The 19,271-nt window shown below is 73.7% G+C and carries 17 protein-coding genes; 11 read left to right on the forward strand and 6 right to left on the reverse strand.

Annotated features, from left to right (window positions below):
* The first annotated feature begins 44 nt into the window (after nucleotides 1-44).
* Nucleotides 45-1,967, forward strand: coding sequence for a protein kinase domain-containing protein (locus ACTVAJ_RS22995; RefSeq protein WP_470390309.1), 1,923 nt, complete (start codon nucleotides 45-47; stop codon nucleotides 1,965-1,967).
* A 20-nt stretch (nucleotides 1,968-1,987) separates the two neighbouring features.
* Here ACTVAJ_RS22995 and ACTVAJ_RS23000 read toward each other — a convergent pair whose 3' ends face one another.
* Both ACTVAJ_RS23000 and ACTVAJ_RS23005 read right to left on the reverse strand, forming a co-directional pair.
* On the reverse strand, nucleotides 1,988-2,473 hold the full coding sequence (locus ACTVAJ_RS23000; RefSeq protein ID WP_470390310.1) for a spore-associated protein: 486 nt from the start codon (nucleotides 2,471-2,473) through the stop codon (nucleotides 1,988-1,990).
* Nucleotides 2,473-4,749, reverse strand: a complete 2,277-nt coding sequence (locus ACTVAJ_RS23005; RefSeq protein WP_470390311.1) for a fibronectin type III domain-containing protein — start codon at nucleotides 4,747-4,749, stop codon at nucleotides 2,473-2,475. The genes ACTVAJ_RS23000 and ACTVAJ_RS23005 overlap by 1 nt, the downstream gene beginning before the upstream one ends.
* Nucleotides 4,750-5,104: 355 nt before the next feature.
* Here ACTVAJ_RS23005 and ACTVAJ_RS23010 point away from each other — a divergent pair, with 355 nt between their 5' ends.
* The 4 genes from ACTVAJ_RS23010 to ACTVAJ_RS23025 all read left to right on the forward strand — a co-directional run bounded on the left by ACTVAJ_RS23010 (nucleotide 5,105) and on the right by ACTVAJ_RS23025 (nucleotide 8,744).
* Nucleotides 5,105-6,745: a protein kinase domain-containing protein gene (locus ACTVAJ_RS23010; protein ID WP_470390312.1), complete on the forward strand. Its 1,641-nt coding sequence runs from the start codon at nucleotides 5,105-5,107 to the stop codon at nucleotides 6,743-6,745.
* Between the two features lie 47 nt (nucleotides 6,746-6,792).
* The gene (locus ACTVAJ_RS23015; RefSeq protein ID WP_470390313.1) at nucleotides 6,793-7,194 is read left to right on the forward strand and encodes a spore-associated protein A; all 402 of its coding nucleotides are present in this window, start codon (nucleotides 6,793-6,795) and stop codon (nucleotides 7,192-7,194) included.
* Nucleotides 7,195-7,539: 345 nt separating this feature from the next.
* Nucleotides 7,540-8,169 (forward strand): DUF6230 family protein, encoded by a 630-nt coding sequence (locus ACTVAJ_RS23020; RefSeq protein ID WP_470390314.1) that lies wholly within the window; start codon nucleotides 7,540-7,542, stop codon nucleotides 8,167-8,169.
* Nucleotides 8,170-8,171: 2 nt separating this feature from the next.
* Entirely contained in the window at nucleotides 8,172-8,744 is a 573-nt protein-coding gene (locus ACTVAJ_RS23025) for a DUF6114 domain-containing protein (protein WP_470390315.1), read from the forward strand.
* Here the strand turns inward: ACTVAJ_RS23025 and ACTVAJ_RS23030 are convergent.
* A complete protein-coding gene (locus ACTVAJ_RS23030) occupies nucleotides 8,647-9,846 on the reverse strand; it encodes an alpha/beta hydrolase family protein (protein WP_470390316.1) in 1,200 nt (399 codons plus the stop codon). The genes ACTVAJ_RS23025 and ACTVAJ_RS23030 overlap by 98 nt on opposite strands.
* A gap of 298 nt (nucleotides 9,847-10,144) precedes the next feature.
* Between ACTVAJ_RS23030 and ACTVAJ_RS23035 the strand changes: the two genes are divergently transcribed.
* The 6 genes from ACTVAJ_RS23035 (at nucleotide 10,145) to ACTVAJ_RS23060 (ending at nucleotide 17,148) form a co-directional block, all read left to right on the forward strand.
* Nucleotides 10,145-12,088, forward strand: coding sequence for a methylmalonyl-CoA mutase family protein (locus tag ACTVAJ_RS23035; RefSeq protein ID WP_470390317.1), 1,944 nt, complete (start codon nucleotides 10,145-10,147; stop codon nucleotides 12,086-12,088).
* Nucleotides 12,085-14,307 (forward strand): methylmalonyl-CoA mutase, encoded by a 2,223-nt coding sequence (gene scpA / locus ACTVAJ_RS23040; RefSeq protein ID WP_470390318.1) that lies wholly within the window; start codon nucleotides 12,085-12,087, stop codon nucleotides 14,305-14,307. Before ACTVAJ_RS23035 ends, scpA begins: the two co-directional genes overlap by 4 nt.
* 2 nt (nucleotides 14,308-14,309) lie before the next feature.
* Nucleotides 14,310-15,365, forward strand: a complete 1,056-nt coding sequence (gene meaB / locus ACTVAJ_RS23045; RefSeq protein WP_470390319.1) for a methylmalonyl Co-A mutase-associated GTPase MeaB — start codon at nucleotides 14,310-14,312, stop codon at nucleotides 15,363-15,365.
* Between the two features lie 350 nt (nucleotides 15,366-15,715).
* A complete protein-coding gene (locus tag ACTVAJ_RS23050; RefSeq protein ID WP_470390320.1) occupies nucleotides 15,716-16,087 on the forward strand; it encodes an STAS domain-containing protein in 372 nt (123 codons plus the stop codon).
* Between the two features lie 11 nt (nucleotides 16,088-16,098).
* Nucleotides 16,099-16,764: a class I SAM-dependent methyltransferase gene (locus ACTVAJ_RS23055; RefSeq protein ID WP_470390321.1), complete on the forward strand. Its 666-nt coding sequence runs from the start codon at nucleotides 16,099-16,101 to the stop codon at nucleotides 16,762-16,764.
* 99 nt (nucleotides 16,765-16,863) lie between these two features.
* A complete protein-coding gene (locus ACTVAJ_RS23060; RefSeq protein WP_470390322.1) occupies nucleotides 16,864-17,148 on the forward strand; it encodes a putative quinol monooxygenase in 285 nt (94 codons plus the stop codon).
* A gap of 40 nt (nucleotides 17,149-17,188) precedes the next feature.
* On the opposite strand, the gene ACTVAJ_RS23065 is transcribed toward ACTVAJ_RS23060, so the two are convergent.
* The 3 genes from ACTVAJ_RS23065 to ACTVAJ_RS23075 form a co-directional block, all read right to left on the reverse strand.
* Complete coding sequence (locus tag ACTVAJ_RS23065) at nucleotides 17,189-17,494, reverse strand: hypothetical protein (RefSeq protein WP_470390323.1); 306 nt, start codon at nucleotides 17,492-17,494, stop codon at nucleotides 17,189-17,191.
* A 299-nt stretch (nucleotides 17,495-17,793) separates the two neighbouring features.
* Nucleotides 17,794-18,639 (reverse strand): potassium channel family protein, encoded by an 846-nt coding sequence (locus ACTVAJ_RS23070; protein ID WP_470390324.1) that lies wholly within the window; start codon nucleotides 18,637-18,639, stop codon nucleotides 17,794-17,796.
* Nucleotides 18,640-18,696: 57 nt separating this feature from the next.
* The gene (locus tag ACTVAJ_RS23075; RefSeq protein ID WP_470390325.1) at nucleotides 18,697-19,257 is read right to left on the reverse strand and encodes a hypothetical protein; all 561 of its coding nucleotides are present in this window, start codon (nucleotides 19,255-19,257) and stop codon (nucleotides 18,697-18,699) included.
* Between the last annotated feature and the right edge of the window lie 14 nt (nucleotides 19,258-19,271).

Genomic DNA, 19,271 nt, shown 5'->3' on the forward strand with positions numbered 1-19,271 from the left:
GGCCACCCGTCGGAGTCCGGTGGAATGAGAAGGGAAGGGTCCTGGTGAGCGGTGGGGCGCGCGGGAGCAGTCTGGTGCCCGGTTTCCACTCCCTGGAGGTCGTGCACCGCGGTGCGGCCTCGACCGTCTACCGTGCGCTGAGCGACGGCGGGGACGACCCGGTCGTCCTGAAGGTGATGCGCGACGAGGGCGGTGCGGCCGAGGTCGAGCGGCTGCGGGCGCTGTCCGGCCTCCCCGGTGTGGTGCCGGTGGTCGGCGACGGGCGCACGACCTCGGGCAGGCCCTTCGTCGCCATGGCGTGCGTCGACGGCGGGGACTACGGGGCGGTCGCCCGCCGCGGCGGTCCGCTGCCGGTCGACGAGGTCACGGCGGTGGGGCTGGCCGTCGCCCGGGCACTGGAGGCCGTCCATGCCCTGGGCCTGCTGCACCACGGCGTCGAACCGGGCAACCTGCTGGCGTCGGGCGAGGCGACCGTGCTCATCGACGCCGGAGCGGTCCTGCCGGCGGACACCGTTCCGCCCGCCGCGGGGCTCGACGTCGACGTCGCGCGGTACGCCCCTCCGGAGGCGCTGAGGGGCGAGCCGCACTCGGCGGCCTCCGACGTCTACCGGCTGGCGGCCACGCTGTGGACGCTGCTGGCCGGGCATCCGCCCTTCGACGACGGCTCGGCGGCGGCGTCCGACCCCTTCGCCCACCGCGAGCGCGTGCTCGGTGACGATCCGCCGCGCCTTCCCCGGGAGGACGTGCCCGCCGCTCTGGAGGCCGTGCTGGTCCGGGCACTGGCCAAGGACCCGGCCGGGCGCTTCGCCGACGCCGCCGGGTTCGCCGGTGCGCTGCGCGAGGCGGCCGAGGACGTGCCGGTCCCGCCCCTCGCGGAGCCGGTCGTCGGGGAGCCCTCCCCTCCGGAGGAGACCGCCGTTCCGGAAGCACAGCCCGCCGGGGACGCGGAGACGGCCGCCCCCGCCGCTGCGGCGGATCCCCCCGTTGCCGCGGTGGAGCCCTCCCCCGTCGGTCGGCGGGAGCCGGAGGCCGGGGAGGAGCGGCGGGAGCACCGCGACCCCGCGACCCCCGAGGGCGATCCCGACGGAGCCGCTTCACCCCCCTGCGCGCAGGACGGTACCGCAGGTGGTCCCGTCCGCGACGGGGCGGAGGACACGGCGTGGTGGGAGGACGAGGGCGCTCCGCCGGGGGGCGGGACCGTAGACGGCGTCCCCGACCCCCTTCCGCGGGCGGACCGGTCGGCGGACGGTTCCGCGGACAGCGCCCCGGGGACGCCCGGGAACGGCCGGGACGGGGTGGACCGGACCCCTCGGGGCGGGCGGGACGACCCGCCGCCGTCGGACGCCGTACCCGAACCCGAGCCCTCCGACGACCCCTGGGCCGGACTGGACGTCTGGTCCGGGCCTCCGCCGACGAGCCAGGTGCTCCCGGCCGTCTCCTCCGCCGAGCTCCGGGCCTCCGCTCCCCCTCCCCCGGAGGGCTGGACGCCGTCCCCGTCGGCGCGGGTCCCGGCCACCCCGATGCCGGGTCGGCGGTGGCCCCGCTACGCCGCCGTGGCCGGGGCGGGCCTCGTGCTCGCCGCCGTGGTGGCGGGTGCCGCGGCCCTGCTGCTGAGGACCGGCGCCGCACCTTCCGACCAGCCCGAGGCGGAGCCCTCCGCCGACGCCTCCGCCGCGCCACCCGCCAGCGTGGTCGAGGAGGCGGCGCCCACCGGTGTCTCCCTGGACGACTCCGGGGACACAGCCCTGCTGACGTGGGAGGACAACACCGACGGGCAGGCCGCGCACCACGTCGTCGGAGGCGTGATCGGCAGTGTCCCCGCCGCACTCGCCAGTGTGGCGCCGGGGCGGGCCGCGGCCACGGTGGACGGCCTTGACGCCGACCGGGAGTACTGCTTCACCGTCATCGCCGTCGTCAGCGTGGACGAGGTCGCCTACTCCGACGAGGTGTGCACCGCCCGCGGCTGAGCAGCCGCGGGCGGCGCACCTCAGGCGCTGCAGTTCTGGTTGGTCACGAGCGCGGACTGGTCCCGCACGGCTCCGGTGAAGTCCACGCAGATGCCCCTGGCCGAGACGTACACGGGACCGGCGTACTGTCCGTACTGACCGTGGTCCCACGCCTGGGTGCCGGAGTTGCCCGCCTGCCGCAGACCCACGTCCATGTACGTGACGCCCACGCCGGAGTTGATCGTCACCGCGCAGTTGTAGGTGTCGTCGTAGAGCAGGTACACGGTCCCCCCGCCCCCCGGGACCCCCACGCTGTTGACCACCCTGAACGGTCCGGCCCCGGACGGGAGGCTGCCGCCCTCGCCCGAGTTGCACACCGTCACCGGGTCGGCCGCCTGCGCGGTGGTCGCCGAGGTCATGACCAGGGCCGAGACCGCCACGGCGACGGCGCCGACCGTGCTCGTCCAGACGCGTCTGCGGGACTTTCCTCGCGGCATCGCCGCCTCCTCGGGTGTGTGTGCCGACATCAGGCGAACTCCCGTACGCAGACGCTGGAGCTGGAGGCCGATCCGTCGCTCTCGGTGCCGTCCGCGCCGATCGCCCGCACGGTGAAGGAGTAGCAGCGTCCGCCGCCCCGGGTGAACGTGTGCGACGTGCCCGTGACGGTGGCCGGGCTCATGTTCTGGCCGCCGCCGCCCGAGGGCGTGACCCGGTACTGGGCCGCGTTCTCCGCCGCCGTCCAGGTGACCGTGACCTGGTTGCCGCTGACGCTGTGGCTGACGTTGCCCGGATTGCCGACGGTCAGGGCGCTCACGGTGAGCGGGGCGCTGGTGGCCGAGCCGCCGGCGACGCCGCCCTCACCCCGCGCCGTGACGGTGAAGGTGTAGGTCTGTCCCGGGGTCAGCCCGGTGATCTCCACCGAGGCGTTCGTGGACGTGCGGTTGCTGGGCGCGGCCCCGCCACCGGTGTTGGTGGTGGTGATCAGGTAGTCCACGGCGTTCTCGGCGGCCTCCCAGGTGACGGTCGCCGTGTCGTTTCCGGACGTCTGCGCGGTGACGTTGCCGGGGTCGCCGGGCGTGGCCGCGTTCGGGGTGACCTGTGTGGTCTGCGCCGCCGGTCCGGTGCCGTACTCGTTCGTCGCGGTCACCCGGAAGCGGTAGGCGGTGCCGTTGGCCAGGCCGTCGATCCGCGCCTCCAGCTCCGTGCCGGGCACGGAGGTGGACCCGCCGTCCCAGGTGATGGAGTACTCCTCCACGGGCGCTTCCGGAGAGTAGGCCTCGGGCCAGGTCAGGGTCACCGACCCGTCCCCGGACGTGGCGGTCACGGGTGCCGGTGCGCCCGGGGGCACACCGGGGTCGGGCTCGTCCGTCGGAGGATCGGTCCGCGGCGGGTCCGCCTCGCCCTCCCGGGGGTCGGGAGAGGGCGTGCCGGTGGGAAGGGGAGCGCCGGTGGGAGTGTCGGGCGCGTCCGGCTGCGGCGCGTCCGGCTGCGGGACGTCGGGCCGGGGGAGGTCGGGCTGCGGCACGTCCGGCTGCGGGACCTCGGGCGAGGGCGCCGGGACGTCACCCGGCCGGGGCGTCCGGGGATCGTCCTCCTCGTCCCCGTCCTTGTCCTTGTCGAGGCCGGGGGGCCGGGCGGTCTTGTCGATGACGATCGCCTGCCCGTCGGGGTCGACGACCGCCGCCGTCCCGGAGTCGGGCGCGTTGATGTACAGGTTCCCCTCGCGTGTCTCCAGCTCCAGCGGTCCCTCTGCCCCGGCCAGGGAGATCGGGTTGAGCTCCTCACCGGCGGAGTCGAAGACGCGCACCGTGCCCTCGCCCTGGTAGGGCACGTACAGCCGACCCTCGTGGGGGACCCCGGTACCGCCGCCCTCGTGGCCGGTGGCGAACCTGGCGACGCGGGCCGCACCGTGGGGGTCGTCCACCGTGACGACCTCGCCGGAGCCGGGCAGCGTCACGGCGGTCAGGCCGCCCCGGGTGCGCTCGGGGAGCTCGGCTCCCTCCAGCGGAACCGGCGCGTCGATCACCCGTGACTCGCCGTTGCCGTTCACGGCGACCATGCTCTCCCCGGACCGGTCGACCGCGAGCACCCCGCTGTCGAGGACCGTGACGGCGATGTCGGCACCGGGGTCGGCCACCGACACCGTCTGGTCGATGATGGCCTCCTCGTCCTCGACCGTGACACCGACGACGGTTCCCTGGCTGGGCACGCCCAGCCAGAGGGTGTCGGAGTCGTCGAACGCGCCTCCCGCGAGCGGCGCCGGGATTTGCAGCGTGGGCCCGGTCGGCTGGAGGGTCGCCGGGTCGACCGCCCGGATCTCACCGCCCTCGTGGTCGATGACCACGGCGGTCTCCTCGCCGAGCGCCAGGCTGAAGTCCCCTCCCGCGCCCAGTTCGAGCACGCCGGAGAACCCCATCTCCCGCAGGTCCACCGAGGTCACCCTGCCGGTGGCGGGGTCGAACAGCAGAAGGTAGTCGTCGTTCTGCGAGACCCGGACCCGGCTGCCGGAGGACTCCGGCAGCGCGGCGACGAGGTCGATCTGCGCGTTGTTGCCGTTGACGCGGACGGCCTCTCCCGTCGGGCCGCTCCAGAGCCACACGGAGCCGTCGGACATCTCGTCCGCGAGTCCCATGGCCCCGGCGCCGAAGACGGTGCTCAGGAGGGCCGCGCCCAGGGCGGAGACCAGGAGCCCGGGCGAACTCGCCCTGGCGCGGCGCCCGAGGCCGGCGATCACCCCGCGCGGGGAACGGGTGTCGGAGGGGGAGGGGGAATCCGGTAGGGGGGCGGTGGGGCGATCCACCATTCTTGGCTCCCTTGGGCGAGTGTCCCGTCGGGTCCGTCCGCGGGAGGGCACGCGCCGTGCGGCGGACCGGCGGGGGCAGGGACCGGAGGAGGACAGAGGCTTGAGATGTGTACCAGGGTTGAGGCGCGTCCGTCAATATCTGTTTCTATGGTCCGAAAGTGCTGATTCGGCAGCCGGAGACCGTCCGGTAGGACGCTCCGAATCCCTGCCCGGTTCACAGAACCCGGGACACCGACGGGGCGTCTACTGACCTGTGGGACGTGACGCCGTCTTCGTGTCGTGATGCGCGATCTGCGACTATTGGCCTCCTCGAACTCCCCGCCAGTATCCGTATCCGAACCAGGATCCCCTCCCCGTGAGTCCAAGCCTTCCCACCGTCAACCTCCCCGCCACCGCCACTGACCTGACACCCTCCGACCCCGCGCGGATCGGCCCCTACCGGCCGCTCAAGCGCTTGGGTGCGGGTGGCATGGGCGTCGTGTACGCGGCCCACGGGCCCGACGGCGCGCTGGTCGCCCTCAAGCTCATCCACTCCGAGTACGCGGCGGACGAGGAGTTCCGGGCCCGGTTCCGGCGTGAGGTCGATCTGCTGCGCAAGGTCGGCGGCGCCTGCGCGGTTCCCCTCCTGGCCTCCGACACCGACGCCGAACGCCCCTGGCTGGTCACCCCGCTCGTTCGCGGACTGACGCTCAACGCCTACATGCGCGAGCACGGCCCCCTGGACGAGGGGCTGCTCATCGGCCTGGCCGCGGGCCTGGCCGAGGCGCTCACGCAGATCCACTCCGCGGGGATCGTCCACCGCGACCTCAAGCCCTCCAACGTCATCCTCTCGCCGGACGGCCCCAGGGTGCTGGACTTCGGTGTCGCCCGCGCCCTCGACCAGACGGCGCTCACCCGTACCGGCGGCCTGATGGGCTCCCCGGGATGGATCAGCCCCGCCCACTACCAGGGCAAGGCGCCCGTCACCGCCGACGACGTCTTCGCGTGGGGCGCGCTCGTCGCCTACGCCGCGACCGGACGCCTTCCCTTCGGTGGCGGCGACCCCTCCGCCGTCGCGCACAGGGTGATCAGCGGCGCGCCCGACACCGCGGGGTTCGACGGGCCGCTCGCGGCCCTGGCCCACCGCGCCCTCGCCAAGGACGCGTCCTACCGTCCGACCGCGCTCGAACTGGTCAACGGTGTGGCCGCGATCGGTCGGGCCGGGCGGGACGTCGCGCCCGTGACCTCGGCCGAGGCGGCGGGCGGCGCCATGGCGGCCCTGGTCGACGACCACTGGGACGGAGTGGGGACGGTTCCCGAGCGCACGTTCACCGTGCCGCCGGAGAGGGGACCCGGGAGGGGGCGGATCGTCCTGGCCGTCGTCGGCGCGGCCGTCGCGGCCTTGGTGGTGCTGGCCGGAGTGGGCCTGGGCGGTGTGGCCCTCGCCCGGAACTGGGACTCGCTGCCCGTCGCGGCCTGGTTCGAGGACGGCGCCGACCGGCAGGACGAGGAGGACGGCGGCGGAGGGGAGGCGGATCCGACCCCGTCCGAGGAGCCCTCCGAGGAGGCCTCGCCCTCCGAGGACCCGTCCGCCTCCCCCTCGGCCTCCCCGTCCGACGACCCCTCCGAGGGCGAGGAGGACGACTCCGCCGGCGACGGGGAGACGACCACCGCGATGGCCACGGTCGGCTCCGGGGTGAGCGCCGGCGGTGACCGCCCCTCCGGCGACCACGTGGTGGCCTTCCGGCCGGAGGGCGGTTCCGCCCGGTACGCGCTGCTCGACGGGGCGACCGTGACGTGCGCCTGGAGTTTCTGTCAGAGCCAGGGCGGAGGGGTCGCCAACGGGGCCTCCGGGACGGTCTCGTCCAGCCCCCAGGAGCTGACCGGCTACGTCAACAGCGGGGGCCGCACCATCGAGGCACATGTCACCTACACCACGGCCGGGGACGGCACGATCACCATCACCCACCTGGTCGAGCAGCACCGCACCAGCGGCAGCGGGACTCCGCCGTGGTAGGCGGGGGAGCGCGCACGGACGGGACCGACAGGACGCACAGGAGAGCAATGCACAGGACCCTCGTACGCGGAGCCGCCGCCGCGCTGGCCCTGGCCGCGGCCGCGGCGGTCGCCGCCCCGGCCCCCGCCACCGCCGCGAGCTACGGAGGCCAGTGCGGCGACGGGTACGGCGTGCTCGGCAGCGCCGACGTCTCCGGCGGCACGGTGTTCATCACCTACAACTCCTCGGCGGGCAAGAACTGCGTCGTCACCGTCCGGAACAGCACGGGCAGCGCGATCAGCATGGACGCCGCGCTCAAGCTCAGTTCGGGCACGTCGTGGCAGACCGACCCGGGGCAGTGGCAGACCTACGCCGGGCCGGTGTACCTCTCGGCGGCCGGCCAGTGCGTGGACTGGGGCGGCGCGATCCAGGACCAGTGGGTCGTCCGCAACGGGACGTTCTGCAGCTGAGCCCCGCTCGCGTCGGTCCTCCGCCTCACCCCGGACCGTGTTCGGGCGTCCGCGAGGCCGGGGCGCCCTCATCCTCGGCGGCGCCCGCCGCTCGTTCCCCGCTCGCGGCCCGCCTCGTCCGCGCAACCCGGGCGGCGTCCCGACGGCACCCCCGGGGGCGACCGTCCGCGCGCCGCACGCCCGGACCTTCGCCCGACCGGCCGCGACTCACTGTGTCCAGGGCGTTGCCCATCGTGTCAACTCTGGTTAGTGTCGGGCAGGCGCACGTGACGGACCACTGAGGAGACGTCGGTGCCGGGAGCGCGGGGCCGCCCGGCGGAAACGGCCTGCGGGGGGTACGGGGACATGGCGGACACGCCCGACGGGGAGCCGGAGAGGACCGCGCCGCGGCGCGGCGGCACCCGGTGGCGCCGGTTCGCGCTGATCTCCCTTCCCGCCCTCACCGCTGCGGGACTGCTCGCCGGGATGGGGTACCAGGGTCTGCTCGCCGCCGCCTTCGCCGTGTCGGGGGACACGATCAAGGTCTCCGCCGACGTCCTGGACGCCCGGGGCTTCACCCAGTTCGGCTCCTTCGACCAGACCATCGACGGCACCAGCATCCCCGTCGCGGTCACCACCATGCAGTCGATGGAGCTGCACGGCCTGTGCCAGTCCACACTGCTCGACACGCCGCTCGGCCCGGTCACGGTCCGCATCACCGCGGGCCACGACGAGCCGGTCACGGGCCGTTCGGTGGTGTTCGACGCGGAGGACTTCACCGCCGACGTGGAGTTCACGGAGGTCGAGATCGGCCGGGACGCCAGCACCCTGGACCGGGCGGTCGGCGGACAGGGGCCGCCCGGCGGTTTCGGCCAGCAGTCCGAGACCCTGCGCCTCATCGACCTGCGGTCGAGGCTCGCGGCGATCACGGCCGCGCGTCTGCGGCTGCCCGACACCCACTTCTCCGTCGGGTTCGACGTACCGGAGTGCTTCTGACCATGCCCCGCCCCATGGCCGTCCCCCGGGCCGCCGCCCGCGGCCTTCGCCGCTGCTTCCGGGCGGCCGTGCTCGGATTCCGGCACTGGCGGTGGAGCCGCCCCTTCTGGGGCGGCCTGTTCCTCGTCATGGCGGGAGCCGAGATCCTCGCCGCCCCCACCGCGCAGACGCTGGCGCTCCCCGCCGACCTGCTCCTCCTCGCGGCGCTCGCCGGTTCCTCGCACTACCTCATCGGTGCCCTGCTGGCCGTCGACGGTCTGCTGAGCTGGGCGCGCCCCGACCACCACGCCTTCCACGGCGTCGTCGGAACCCTGCTCGCCCTGGCCTCGTTCACGACCTCGAACTTCGGCGGCTTCCTCCTCGGGATGCTGCTCGGCGTCGTCGGCGGATCACTGGTCTTCGCCTGGTCGGCGGCCCCGCGCCGGGGCGGCGCCGACGCGCCCGCGGGTCCGGCCCGGCGCGGCCGGTTCGCGCGCCTCAGGCCAGTCGCCCGTCGATCCAGTCGAGGACGCGCTGCTCGAACACGGCGCGACCGGCCGGCTCACAGTGCAGACTGGCTCCTTCGTCCTCGGTGAACCGCACCACCTCGCTGGATCCGGGCAGCGCGGCGTGGAGCTCCTCGGACTGGCCCGGCCAGAAGACCTCGCCGTCGGGGGCGGTGAGCAGCAGGGGCGTGGTGATCCGGTCCACGACCGGTGCGAGCGTGTACCGGGAGAGCTCCGTGAACAGGTCGAACGGGGAGAGGCCGCCGTAGGGCTTGGACCGCCACCGCCAGATCGCGGCGCTGGCGGGGTCGGCGGCGACGCCCTCCCGTACGTAGCGGTCGAAGACGTCGCGCTCACCCGCCTCCCACAGCGCACGCATCTCTCCTGGCATGTGCCGCCACCACGAGGCCGACACGTCCGTGACGCCCGGGTCCGCCACCGCGGCGGCGATCCGGTGCTCGAACGCCAGCGCCCGGGGCACCCAGTACCCGCCCTGGCTGATGCCGACCAGGGTGATCCGCTCCGGGTCGACGTCGGGCCGGTCCAGGAGGAAGTCCACGACCGGGGTGATGACGTGCTCCCAGTCGTGGCGGAACGGAATTCCCCGCAGGAACAGCATCGACTGCTGCCCCGGTCCGTCGAACAGCAGCACGCGGTGGCCGCGCGCGACGGCGCCCGCGCCCACGAGCGACCACACGTCGGTGAGCGCCCCGTCGCTGCCGTTGTTGACGATGACCGTCGGCAGGGGCCCGGAACGGTCGGGCGGCCCGAACAGGAACCCGGGCATGACGTCGTCTCCGTAGGGGATGGCGACGCGTTCGGCGGGCGGCGCCGAGGCGGCGCCGAACCGCTCGAAGCAGTCCCGGTGCTCGTGGAACACCGGGACGAGCCGTCCGGGGTCCCCGGTCGCGTCGATGCCGACCAGCGCGGTGGCGAAGTACCGGGCGGCCCGGAGGTAGCCCTCTCCGGCGCTGGCCCGCCGCCCCCGGGCGTCGGACCGTTCGGCCTCCCCGCGGACCCGCCGGGCCAGGTCGGTCCACGCGGTGAACCACGCCTCGGCGTCACCGCCCGGCGTGATCCGGTCGGCCGTGGCGAGGACCTCCCCGACGTCCGCGGCGCGGCGGTAGGCCGCCCCGAGCGCCAGCAGCGCCTCGTAGTTGAACTGGTCGTCGTCGAAGAGCCGGAGCCGCATCCGCCCACCCACCGTCGGTACCGGCGGCCGTCTGCCCTGGCCGCCGGGTGCGTCCGACCGTCAGGTTAGTTCCGGGAACCGCCCTGACCAGGACAGGCGCGCCGTCGTCGGGCCGGGGGCCGGGCCGGGGCGGACGGGATCGCGGCCGGGGGGCGCGCCCGCGTCGCCGCCCGGCGTCCGGTGTGACCCGTGTCATACAGTGGGTGGCCAGGGGGGAAGCCCCCTGGCCACGGCCCATATGCGACGCACCACACCCCGGCGCGGCCGGGCCGAACGTCGTTCTCTAACATTTTCTATTATGGACGTTGCTGACAGAGGGGGCAGTGAACCTGCCCCCAACCTGGCCGAGGGGTTCCCCGAAGCCACCCGCGAGCGGTGGCGTGAACTCGTCTCGGGAGTGCTGCGCAAGAGCGGTGTCGCCGAGGAACGGCTCGTCGACACCCCCGAGGGGGTGCTCGCCACCCCCACCTACGACGGGTTCGACATCGACCCGCTCTACACCGGGGACCCGGCCCGCACAGGCCAGGGCTACCCCGGGCAGCCGCCCTTCACCCGGGGCTACCGCCCCGAGGGGGCGGCCACGGACGGCTGGGACATCCGCGCCCGCCACACCGACACCGACCCCAAGACCCTCGCGCGGCGTCTGCACGCCGACCTGATGAACGGTGTCGCCTCGCTGTGGGTCGGCGTCGGCGGCGACGCCCTGCCGACCGCGTCGCTCGGTGAGGCCCTCGCCGACGTCTACCTCGACCTGGCCCCCGTGGTCCTCGACCCCGGAGCCGACTACGCCGACGCCGCCCGGGCCCTGCTGGAGGCGCACTCCGACGCCGGAGTCCCCGACGGACGGGTCATCTCGCACCTGGGCATCGACCCGCTGACCACCGCCGCCCGCGCGGGGGAGCGGCCCGACCTCGCCGGCCCCGTCCGGTTCGCTGTCGAGTGCGCCGCCGACCGTCCCGGACTCGGTCTGCTCGTCGCCGACGGCACGCTCGTGCACGAGGCGGGCGGATCCGAGGCCCAGGAGCTCGGCGCCGCGATCGCCGCGGGCACCGCCTACCTGCGCGCCCTGGACGAGGCCGGGATGGACCCCGCCGACGCCGTGCGACGGATCGAGTTCCGCCTGGCCGCCAACGCCGACCAGTTCACGGTCATCGCCAAGCTCCGGGCCGTGCGCGCCATGTGGAACCAGGTCCTGGCCGCCTGCGGCCTGCCCGCCGACCAGCGCGCCATGCGCCTGCACGCCACCACGTCCGAGGCGATGACCACCCGGCGCGACCCGCACGTCAACATGCTGCGCACCACCGTCGCGTGCTTCGCCGCCGGGGTCGGGGGCGCCGACGCGGTCACCGTGGCCCCCTTCGACTCGGCCGTGGGCCTGCCCGACGACTTCGCCCGCCGGATCGCCCGCAACACCCAGTCGCTGCTCATCGAGGAGTCCCACCTGGCCCAGGTCATCGACCCGGCGGGCGGCTCCTTCTACGTCGAGGCGCTCACCCGCGACCTCTACCGCGCCGGCTGGGCGTTCTTCCAGGAGCTGGAGGCCGCGGGCGGCGCCGCCGACGCCCTCGCCGACGGTCTGCTGCGCGAGCGCGTCGACCAGGTGTGGGAACGCCGCCGGACCGACATCGCGCACCGGCGCGCGCCGCTGACCGGGGTCAGCGAGTTCCCCGACCTCGACGAGACCCCGCTGGTCCGCCCGGCCGACCCCGTGCGCCGGACCGCCGCCCCGCACCCGCCGCAGGGGTTCCCCGTCCGGCGCTACGCCCAGGAGTTCGAGGCCCTGCGCGACCGCAGCGACGCCCAGACCGGGGACACCGGCCACCGGCCCACCGCCTTCCTGGCCACGCTGGGCCCGGTCGCGGCGCACACCGCCCGCGCCTCGTTCACCGCCAACCTGCTGGCGGCGGGCGGCGTCGCCGTCGAGCAGCCCGGACCGCTCGACGACGCCGACGCGGCCGCGCGCGCCTTCGCCGCCTCCGGGTCCCGGGTCGCCGTCATCTGCTCGTCGGACAAGGTCTACGCCGAGCACGCCGAGGCCGCCGCCCGCGCGCTGAGGGGGGCGGGCGCCCGCCGCGTCCTGCTCGCCGGGGCACCGCGCGACACCTACCGCGAGGCCGGGGTGGACGTCTTCGCCCACCGGGGCTGCGACGCGGTCGCCCTGCTCACCGACCTGCTGGACGTCCTGCTCACCGACCCGCCGGCCCCGACCCGACCCGCGACCTCCGAGGGGGAGAACGCATGATCCCCGACTTCTCCCGGGTGGCCCCCGAGCCGCCCGAGTTCACCGGCGACGGCGCCGACGCCTGGCGGGAGGCGGTCCAGGAGCGCAGCGGCAAGGCGGTCGACGCCCTGGAGTGGGAGACCCCCGAGGGCATCGCGGTCAAGCCGCTGTACACCCCCGCCGACCGGGCGGGCCTGGACTTCGTCGGCGGGCTCCCGGGCATGCCCCCGTACCTGCGCGGGCCGTACCCGACCATGTACGTCAACCAGCCCTGGACCATCCGCCAGTACGCGGGCTTCTCCACCGCGGAGGCGTCCAACGCCTTCTACCGGCGCAACCTGGCGGCCGGACAGAAGGGCCTGTCCGTCGCCTTCGACCTGGCCACCCACCGCGGCTACGACTCCGACCACCCCCGCGTGGCGGGGGACGTCGGCATGGCCGGGGTGGCGATCGACTCCATCTACGACATGCGCCAGCTGTTCGACGGCATCCCGCTGGACCGCATGAGCGTGTCCATGACCATGAACGGCGCGGTGCTGCCCGTCCTGGCGCTCTACATCGTCGCCGCCGAGGAGCAGGGGGTGTCCCCCGAGCAGCTGTCGGGGACCATCCAGAACGACATCCTCAAGGAGTTCATGGTCCGCAACACCTACATCTACCCGCCGCGGCCGTCGATGCGGATCATCTCCGACATCTTCGCCTACACGTCGCAGCGGATGCCGCGGTTCAACTCCATCTCGATCTCCGGCTACCACATGCAGGAGGCCGGCGCCACGGCCGACCTGGAGCTGGCCTACACCCTCGCCGACGGCGTGGAGTACATCCGCGCCGGTCAGCGTTCCGGCCTGGACGTCGACCGGTTCGCGCCGCGCCTGTCGTTCTTCTGGGCGATCGGCATGAACTTCTTCATGGAGGTCGCCAAGCTGCGCGCCGCCCGCCTGCTGTGGGCGCGCCTGGTCAGGGACCTGGGGGCGGTCAAGGACAAGTCGCTGAGCCTGCGCACCCACTCCCAGACCTCGGGGTGGTCGCTCACCGCGCAGGACGTGTTCAACAACGTCGCCCGCACCTGCGTGGAGGCGATGGCCGCGACCCAGGGGCACACCCAGTCGCTGCACACCAACGCCCTCGACGAGGCACTCGCCCTGCCCACCGACTTCTCCGCGCGCATCGCCCGCAACACGCAGCTTCTGTTGCAGCAGGAGTCCGGCACCACGCGCGTGGTCGACCCGTGGGGCGGCAGCTACTACGTCGAACGGCTCACCCAGGAGCTCGCCGCCAAGGCGTGGACGCACATCCAGGAGGTCGAGAGGGCGGGGGGCATGGCCGCGGCCATCGACGCCGGTCTGCCCAAGATGCGCATCGAGGAGGCCGCCGCGCGCACCCAGGCGCGGATCGACTCGGGGCGCCAGCCGGTGATCGGGGTCAACAAGTACCGGCCCGACACCCACGACGAGATCGACGTGCTCAAGGTGGACAACGCCCAGGTGCGCGCCCAGCAGCTCGACAAGCTCCGCCGCCTGCGGGAGGAGCGCGACGAGGACGTCGTGCGCGCCGCCCTGGACGCGCTCACCGAGGCCGCCGGGCGCGAGTCGGTCGCGGACGAGTCGCTCACCAACAACCTGCTGGCCGCCGCCGTGGACGCGGCCCGCGCCAAGGCCACCGTGGGGGAGATCTCCGACGCGATGGAGAGGGTGTTCAGCCGCCACTCGGGTCAGATCCGTACCATCCAGGGTGTGTACAGGGACGAGGCCGCCGGAAGCGACGACGCGGCGGGGCTGATGGACCGGGTCAACGCCCGGGTCGACGAGTTCGCCGAGGCGGAGGGGCGGCGGCCCCGCATCCTGGTCGCCAAGATGGGCCAGGACGGGCACGACCGGGGGCAGAAGGTCATCGCGACCGCCTTCGCGGACCTGGGTTTCGATGTCGACGTCGGCCCGCTGTTCCAGACCCCCGCCGAGGTGGCGGTCCAGGCCGTGGAGGCCGACGTCCACGTGGTCGGCGTGTCCTCCCTGGCGGCCGGGCACCTCACCCTGGTCCCGGCGCTGCGGGAGGAGCTGGCCGGGCTCGACCGCGAGGACATCATGATCGTCGTCGGCGGCGTGATCCCCCCGGCGGACTTCGAGCCGCTGCGGGAGGCGGGCGCGTCCGCGATCTTCCCGCCCGGGACGGTGATCGCGGAGGCCGCGATCGACCTGCTCGACCAACTGGAGGAGCGGCTCGACCAGCGGGAAGGGGAGTGAGCGTGGCCGACGACGGCACGGCCGCCAGGGCACCCCGCCGCGGTCGCCGACCGGTGGACGTGGACGCCCTCGCCGAGGGGGTGCTGGCCGGGCACCGGCCCACCCTGGCCAGGGCGATCACCCTCGTGGAGTCCCGCCGCCCCGACCACGCCCGGGCCGCGCAGGAGCTGCTGGTGCGGCTGCTCCCGCACACCGGCGGGGCGCGGCGGGTCGGGATCACGGGGGTGCCCGGGGTCGGGAAGTCGACCTTCATCGACGCGCTCGGCGGGCGGCTCACCGCCGCCGGGCACCGGGTGGCGGTGCTGGCGGTCGACCCCTCCTCCACCCGGACCGGCGGCAGCATCCTGGGCGACAAGACGCGGATGGCCCGGCTGTCGGTGGACCCCGACGCGTTCATCCGCCCCTCGCCGACGGCGGGCACGCTGGGCGGGGTCGCCCGGGCCACCCGGGAGACCATGCTGCTCATGGAGGCCGCCGGGTTCGACGTGGTGCTGGTGGAGACGGTCGGCGTCGGCCAGTCCGAGGTCACCGTGGCCGCCATGGTCGACTGCTTCCTCTTCCTCACCCTGGCGCGCACGGGTGACCAGTTGCAGGGCATCAAGAAGGGGGTCCTGGAACTGGTCGACGTGGTCGCGGTGAACAAGGCCGACGGCCCGCACGCCGACGACGCGCGCCGGGCCGCCCGGGAGCTGTCCCGCGCGATGCGCCTGCTCCAGCCGGTGCACCCGGACTGGCGTCCGCCCGTGCTGACGTGCAGCGCCCTGACCGGGGACGGGCTGGACGAGGTGTGGGAGACCGTGGTCGAGCACCGCGCGGTCCTGGAGCGCGGCGGCGGCCTGGCCGAGCGCCGCAGCGGCCAGCGGGTCAGCTGGATGTGGGACCAGGTGCGCGACCAGGTGATGGACACCTTCCTGCACGACCCCGAGGTGAGCGCGCTCATCCCGCGGTTGGAGGAGGAGGTACGCTCCGGGGAGACCACGGCGACCCTCGCGGCGCGTGGTCTGGTGGAGTCCTTCACGCGAACGATCACACGGAGTGATCGTTCCTCAGGCGAGTGAACCGAAAGTGACCATGGGTAGTGTGACGCCGGACACGGGCTTTCCGTGGGCGGAAAAACCGGCTCCCATGTCGTGAAATAACACGGTGTCAACGGGCGAAAACGGGCCTGCCGGGCCGGGTTCGTGCCCAAGAGGCGAAAATTTCTTCCTCGATGGCATTCCCGAACGGCCCGTTCGCCTATACCGTGTGTGTCCAACGACTTACCAGACTCGCGGACGCGCCAGCTTCGTCCCCTCGGTGGTCGGCTCTGTGGGAGTGGGGCCGATCCCCGACGGCGCGGTCCGCCGGTCTGCGTATGGTGAGACGAAGGGACCCCCGCCATCTCGACGTGGGGCCGGGAGGAGTGATCGTGCACAGGCTTGGACTGAGCACGCGTGTAGACAGCCGCAGCGTCATCGTCGCGATCGAGGGTGAGCTCGACATCGCGACCGCCGCCGACCTCCAGCAGCACATCGAGTCCGCGATCGACGACCACGGGTCGTTCCTGATCCTGGACCTGTCCGCCCTGGACTTCATGGACTCCAGCGGACTCAACGTCATCATCAACGCCTACCGAACCGTCCGTGAGCAGGGCGGATCCCTGGCGCTCGCCGCGTTGAACGAGCGCGTCACCAAGGTCGTCCGCCTGGTCGGCCTGCACCGCCAGGTCCCGGTCCACCAGACCGTGGCCACCGCCGTCGCCGCCATGGACGCCCTGGAGGCCAAGCGCCAGGCGGGGTAGCCTCCGGGGCCATGACCCGAATCCTGCCCCCCAGTCCCATCGACGTCTCCTGGGACCACAACAGCCACTACCACGGTCATCTCCTCCGCCAGGTGCCCTCTGGCCGGAGCCGCGCCCTCGACGTGGGGTGCGGTGACGGGCGGTTCGCCCGGGCGCTGGCCCAGCGCGGTCTGACCGTCGACGCCGTGGACGCGTCGGCGGACATGGTCGCACTCGCCCGCGAACGGACGCCGCCCCGACTGCCCGTGCGCTACCAGCACGCCCGTCTGGAGGACGCCGAACTCGCCCCCGAGGGGTACGGGTTCGTCAGCGCCATCGCCAGCGTGCACCACATGCCCTTCGGCCCGACCCTCGAACGCCTCGCCTCCGTCCTCGAACCCGGCGGGACCCTGGCCGTCCTCGGCCTCTACCGCGAGGAGGGGTGGGCCGACCTCGCCTCCGGTCTGGCCGCGCTCGGACCGCAGTGGGCCATCGGCGCGGGGCTGCGCGCGGCCCGGCTCGCGACGGGCACACCCGATCTGGCGCGGATCCGCGACGGCGCCGCGAGGATGCCCATGCGCGACCCGGAGATGAGCCTGCGGGAGATCGGCGCCGCCGCCGCACGGCACCTGCCCGGGGCCCGCCTGCGCCGTCTGCTCATGTGGCGGTACTCGCTGGTGTACACGCGCCCCGAGTGAGGGACACCGGGGACGCGCGCACCCCGACGGGACGGGCGGATCGTCGGTGCCCGCTTCCAGACTGGGTGCGACCGGCTCCCTACCGAGAGGACGACGACCGTGCTCATCATCGCCGGAAGCATCAGTGTGGACCCGTCGGACCGCGACGCCTACCTCCGGGGCTGCTCCGCGATCGTGGAACAGGCCCGTTCCGCTCCGGGGTGCCTGGACTTCGCGCTCTCCCCGGACCTGCTCGACCCCGCGAGGATCAACGTCCACGAACGCTGGGAGTCCGAGGCGGACCTGGAGCGCTTCCGGGGGTCCGGCCCCGACGCGGACCAGGAGGGGGAGATCGTGTCGGCCTCGGTGGCCCGGTACGTCATCTCCTCCGTCGGAGCACCCTGACGGGAGACCGGGACGGGCCGCGTCGGTCCGGACGGTTCGATCAGCCGCTCGTCCGGGCGGCGCGTCGGGCCAGCTCTCTGGCCTCCTGGGTGTCCCCCTGACTCCTCAGGAGCGTGTACAGCGCGGCGACGGCGGCCGGGTCGTCGAGCGGTGCTCCGGACCTGTCCCCAGCACCGGCGTCGTGTTCGCCGGGTGCGTCCCGACCAGCGGCCGGACCCTGCCCGTAGTAGTGGTGGTGCTCGACGCTTGTGCCGACGACCTTCCCGTGGAACTCGCCTCGGGAGAAGTCGATGTGGTCTCCGCCGTAGGAGGACCCGCCCATCATGAGTCCCGGCCGGACGCGCATACGGTTCCGGGGCCGGAAACCGTCGCGGACCCCGGGTGCTTCGGCTCGTCGGTGGTCCTCGTTCGGACAGGCGATGTGTCGGTCCGTTCCGGCAACGGGGATGTGTCGTTCATCGTTCGCGTCGACCCCTCGCTCGTCAGGGATGTGCCGCACCCGGCTCGGGGCGCTCACCGGTAGGACACACCAACGGTCGGGACGGTTCCCCGGTCCTGGGCCGTGCCGGGGCATCCGCCCGTCTGCGTACCCGGATCACCGGTCTCGACTCCCGCGGAAGGGCGTGGTGCGTCCGCCGGTCGCGGTCAGTCGGAGCGGTCGGCCGGTTCGGTGACGCGTTCGGTCAGCGCACCGGTCACCTGCCCGTTCCCGCGCTCGGCCCGGGTGCGGTCGAGTTCGGCCCTCAGGTCGACGACCAGCGTCCGCAGTTCGCGCACCTCGTCCGCGCTGAGCGCGTCCCGCTCCCGGGTCTCCCTCTCCTTCTCCTGCTCGCCCTCGATGGTCTTGACGAACCAGGAGGCCAGGACACCGGTGATGACGCCGAGCAGGGCGATGCCCACGATGAACAGGCAGATCGCGATCAGCCGTCCCGTGTCCGTCACCGGATAGTGGTCGCCGTAGCCCACCGTGGAGATCGTGACCAGCGTCCACCAGGAGGCGTCCCCGATGGTGGTGATGTTGGCGCCCGGGGCGTCGCGCTCGGCCTTGAGCACGGCGAGCGAGGCCACGAGCAGGATGATCACGGTGAGCGTGGCGGTGTAGAGCACCACGTTCCCGCGCGCGGACACCGACAGCTTCCGGTGCAGGATCGACACCACGCTGAGCAGCCGCACCAGCCGCAGGGGGCGCAGCATCGGCAGCAGGCAGACGGCCAGGTCGAGGAGGTTCGTGCGGACGAACGCCCACCGGTCCGGAGCCAGGTACAGGCGGACCAGGTAGTCGACGGTGAACGCGAACCAGACCACCCACGCGGCGGCGGAGCACAGGTCCACCCACTGTTCGGACAGTTCGGGGTCGAGGATCGGCCAGGCGTAGGCGGCCAGGAAGCCCAGGGCGAGGGCGAGCAGGGGCCAGTCGGTGGCGTGCTGCCACTGTTCCAGGCGCTTGGGGTCACGTCGGGCGGTGCTGGTCTGGGGTTCGTCCACGGTCATGATCAGATCAACCTCGGATGGACTCGGAGAAACGCGCAGGTCGCGATGGGGTTTCTCTTACCGTTGCCCCGGCTGGGGGCCTTGTGGCGGCTGGGGCATCTGGGGGCCTGAGATCCCTTGGGGCTGCTGGGGGCCGGTCGGTGCCTGCGGCGGTTGGAACGGCGGCTGGGGAGCGCCCGGGGTCCGGTGGCCGTACGGCTGACCGGGGTGACGGGGGTGGTGCGGTGGGACGTGGTGTCCCGGGACGGGCGGGTGCTGCGGGAACCCCTGCGCCGCCGGTGCCGCGGCCCGCGTCGTGCCGCGCGCGCTGAGGACGGCGAACAGCAGCAGGGCGATCGCGACGGCCACCAGCGCGGGGCGAGCGATCGCGTAGGCGTTGACCAGCTCCATGTGCGGCAACGGCCCCCCGGCGACCGTGTCCCCGAACGGGCCCAGGACGGCGTACTGGTACCAGACCTGGTATCCGATGCTGATCAGGCCGCACAGGACGAGCAGCCCGCCGCCCGCGAGGACGAGCCCCCTGCCGCTGGGTGACCCGGCGGCGCGGACCAGCGCGATGACGCCGGGGACGAGGAGCGCCGCGATGGCGAACAGGATGTGGAGAACGAGGTAGATCATGATCGGCTCCGCTG

The organism is Nocardiopsis sp. KDC1DS13DA1 (genome assembly GCF_055632325.1).

What these genes read in the sequence shown, in the direction of transcription:
- ACTVAJ_RS23000 (WP_470390310.1), bottom strand. Translation starts at nt 2,473, where the DNA reads ATGTCGGCACACACACCCGAGGAGGCGGCGATGCCGCGAGGAAAGTCC.
- ACTVAJ_RS23005 (WP_470390311.1), bottom strand. Translation starts at nt 4,749, where the DNA reads ATGGTGGATCGCCCCACCGCCCCCCTACCGGATTCCCCCTCCCCCTCC.
- ACTVAJ_RS23015 (WP_470390313.1), top strand. Translation starts at nt 6,793, where the DNA reads ATGCACAGGACCCTCGTACGCGGAGCCGCCGCCGCGCTGGCCCTGGCC.
- ACTVAJ_RS23020 (WP_470390314.1), top strand. Translation starts at nt 7,540, where the DNA reads ATGGCGGACACGCCCGACGGGGAGCCGGAGAGGACCGCGCCGCGGCGC.
- ACTVAJ_RS23025 (WP_470390315.1), top strand. Translation starts at nt 8,172, where the DNA reads ATGCCCCGCCCCATGGCCGTCCCCCGGGCCGCCGCCCGCGGCCTTCGC.
- ACTVAJ_RS23030 (WP_470390316.1), bottom strand. Translation starts at nt 9,846, where the DNA reads ATGCGGCTCCGGCTCTTCGACGACGACCAGTTCAACTACGAGGCGCTG.
- ACTVAJ_RS23035 (WP_470390317.1), top strand. Translation starts at nt 10,145, where the DNA reads ATGGACGTTGCTGACAGAGGGGGCAGTGAACCTGCCCCCAACCTGGCC.
- scpA (WP_470390318.1), top strand. Translation starts at nt 12,085, where the DNA reads ATGATCCCCGACTTCTCCCGGGTGGCCCCCGAGCCGCCCGAGTTCACC.
- ACTVAJ_RS23055 (WP_470390321.1), top strand. Translation starts at nt 16,099, where the DNA reads ATGACCCGAATCCTGCCCCCCAGTCCCATCGACGTCTCCTGGGACCAC.
- ACTVAJ_RS23065 (WP_470390323.1), bottom strand. Translation starts at nt 17,494, where the DNA reads ATGCGCGTCCGGCCGGGACTCATGATGGGCGGGTCCTCCTACGGCGGA.
- ACTVAJ_RS23070 (WP_470390324.1), bottom strand. Translation starts at nt 18,639, where the DNA reads ATGACCGTGGACGAACCCCAGACCAGCACCGCCCGACGTGACCCCAAG.
- ACTVAJ_RS23075 (WP_470390325.1), bottom strand. Translation starts at nt 19,257, where the DNA reads ATGATCTACCTCGTTCTCCACATCCTGTTCGCCATCGCGGCGCTCCTC.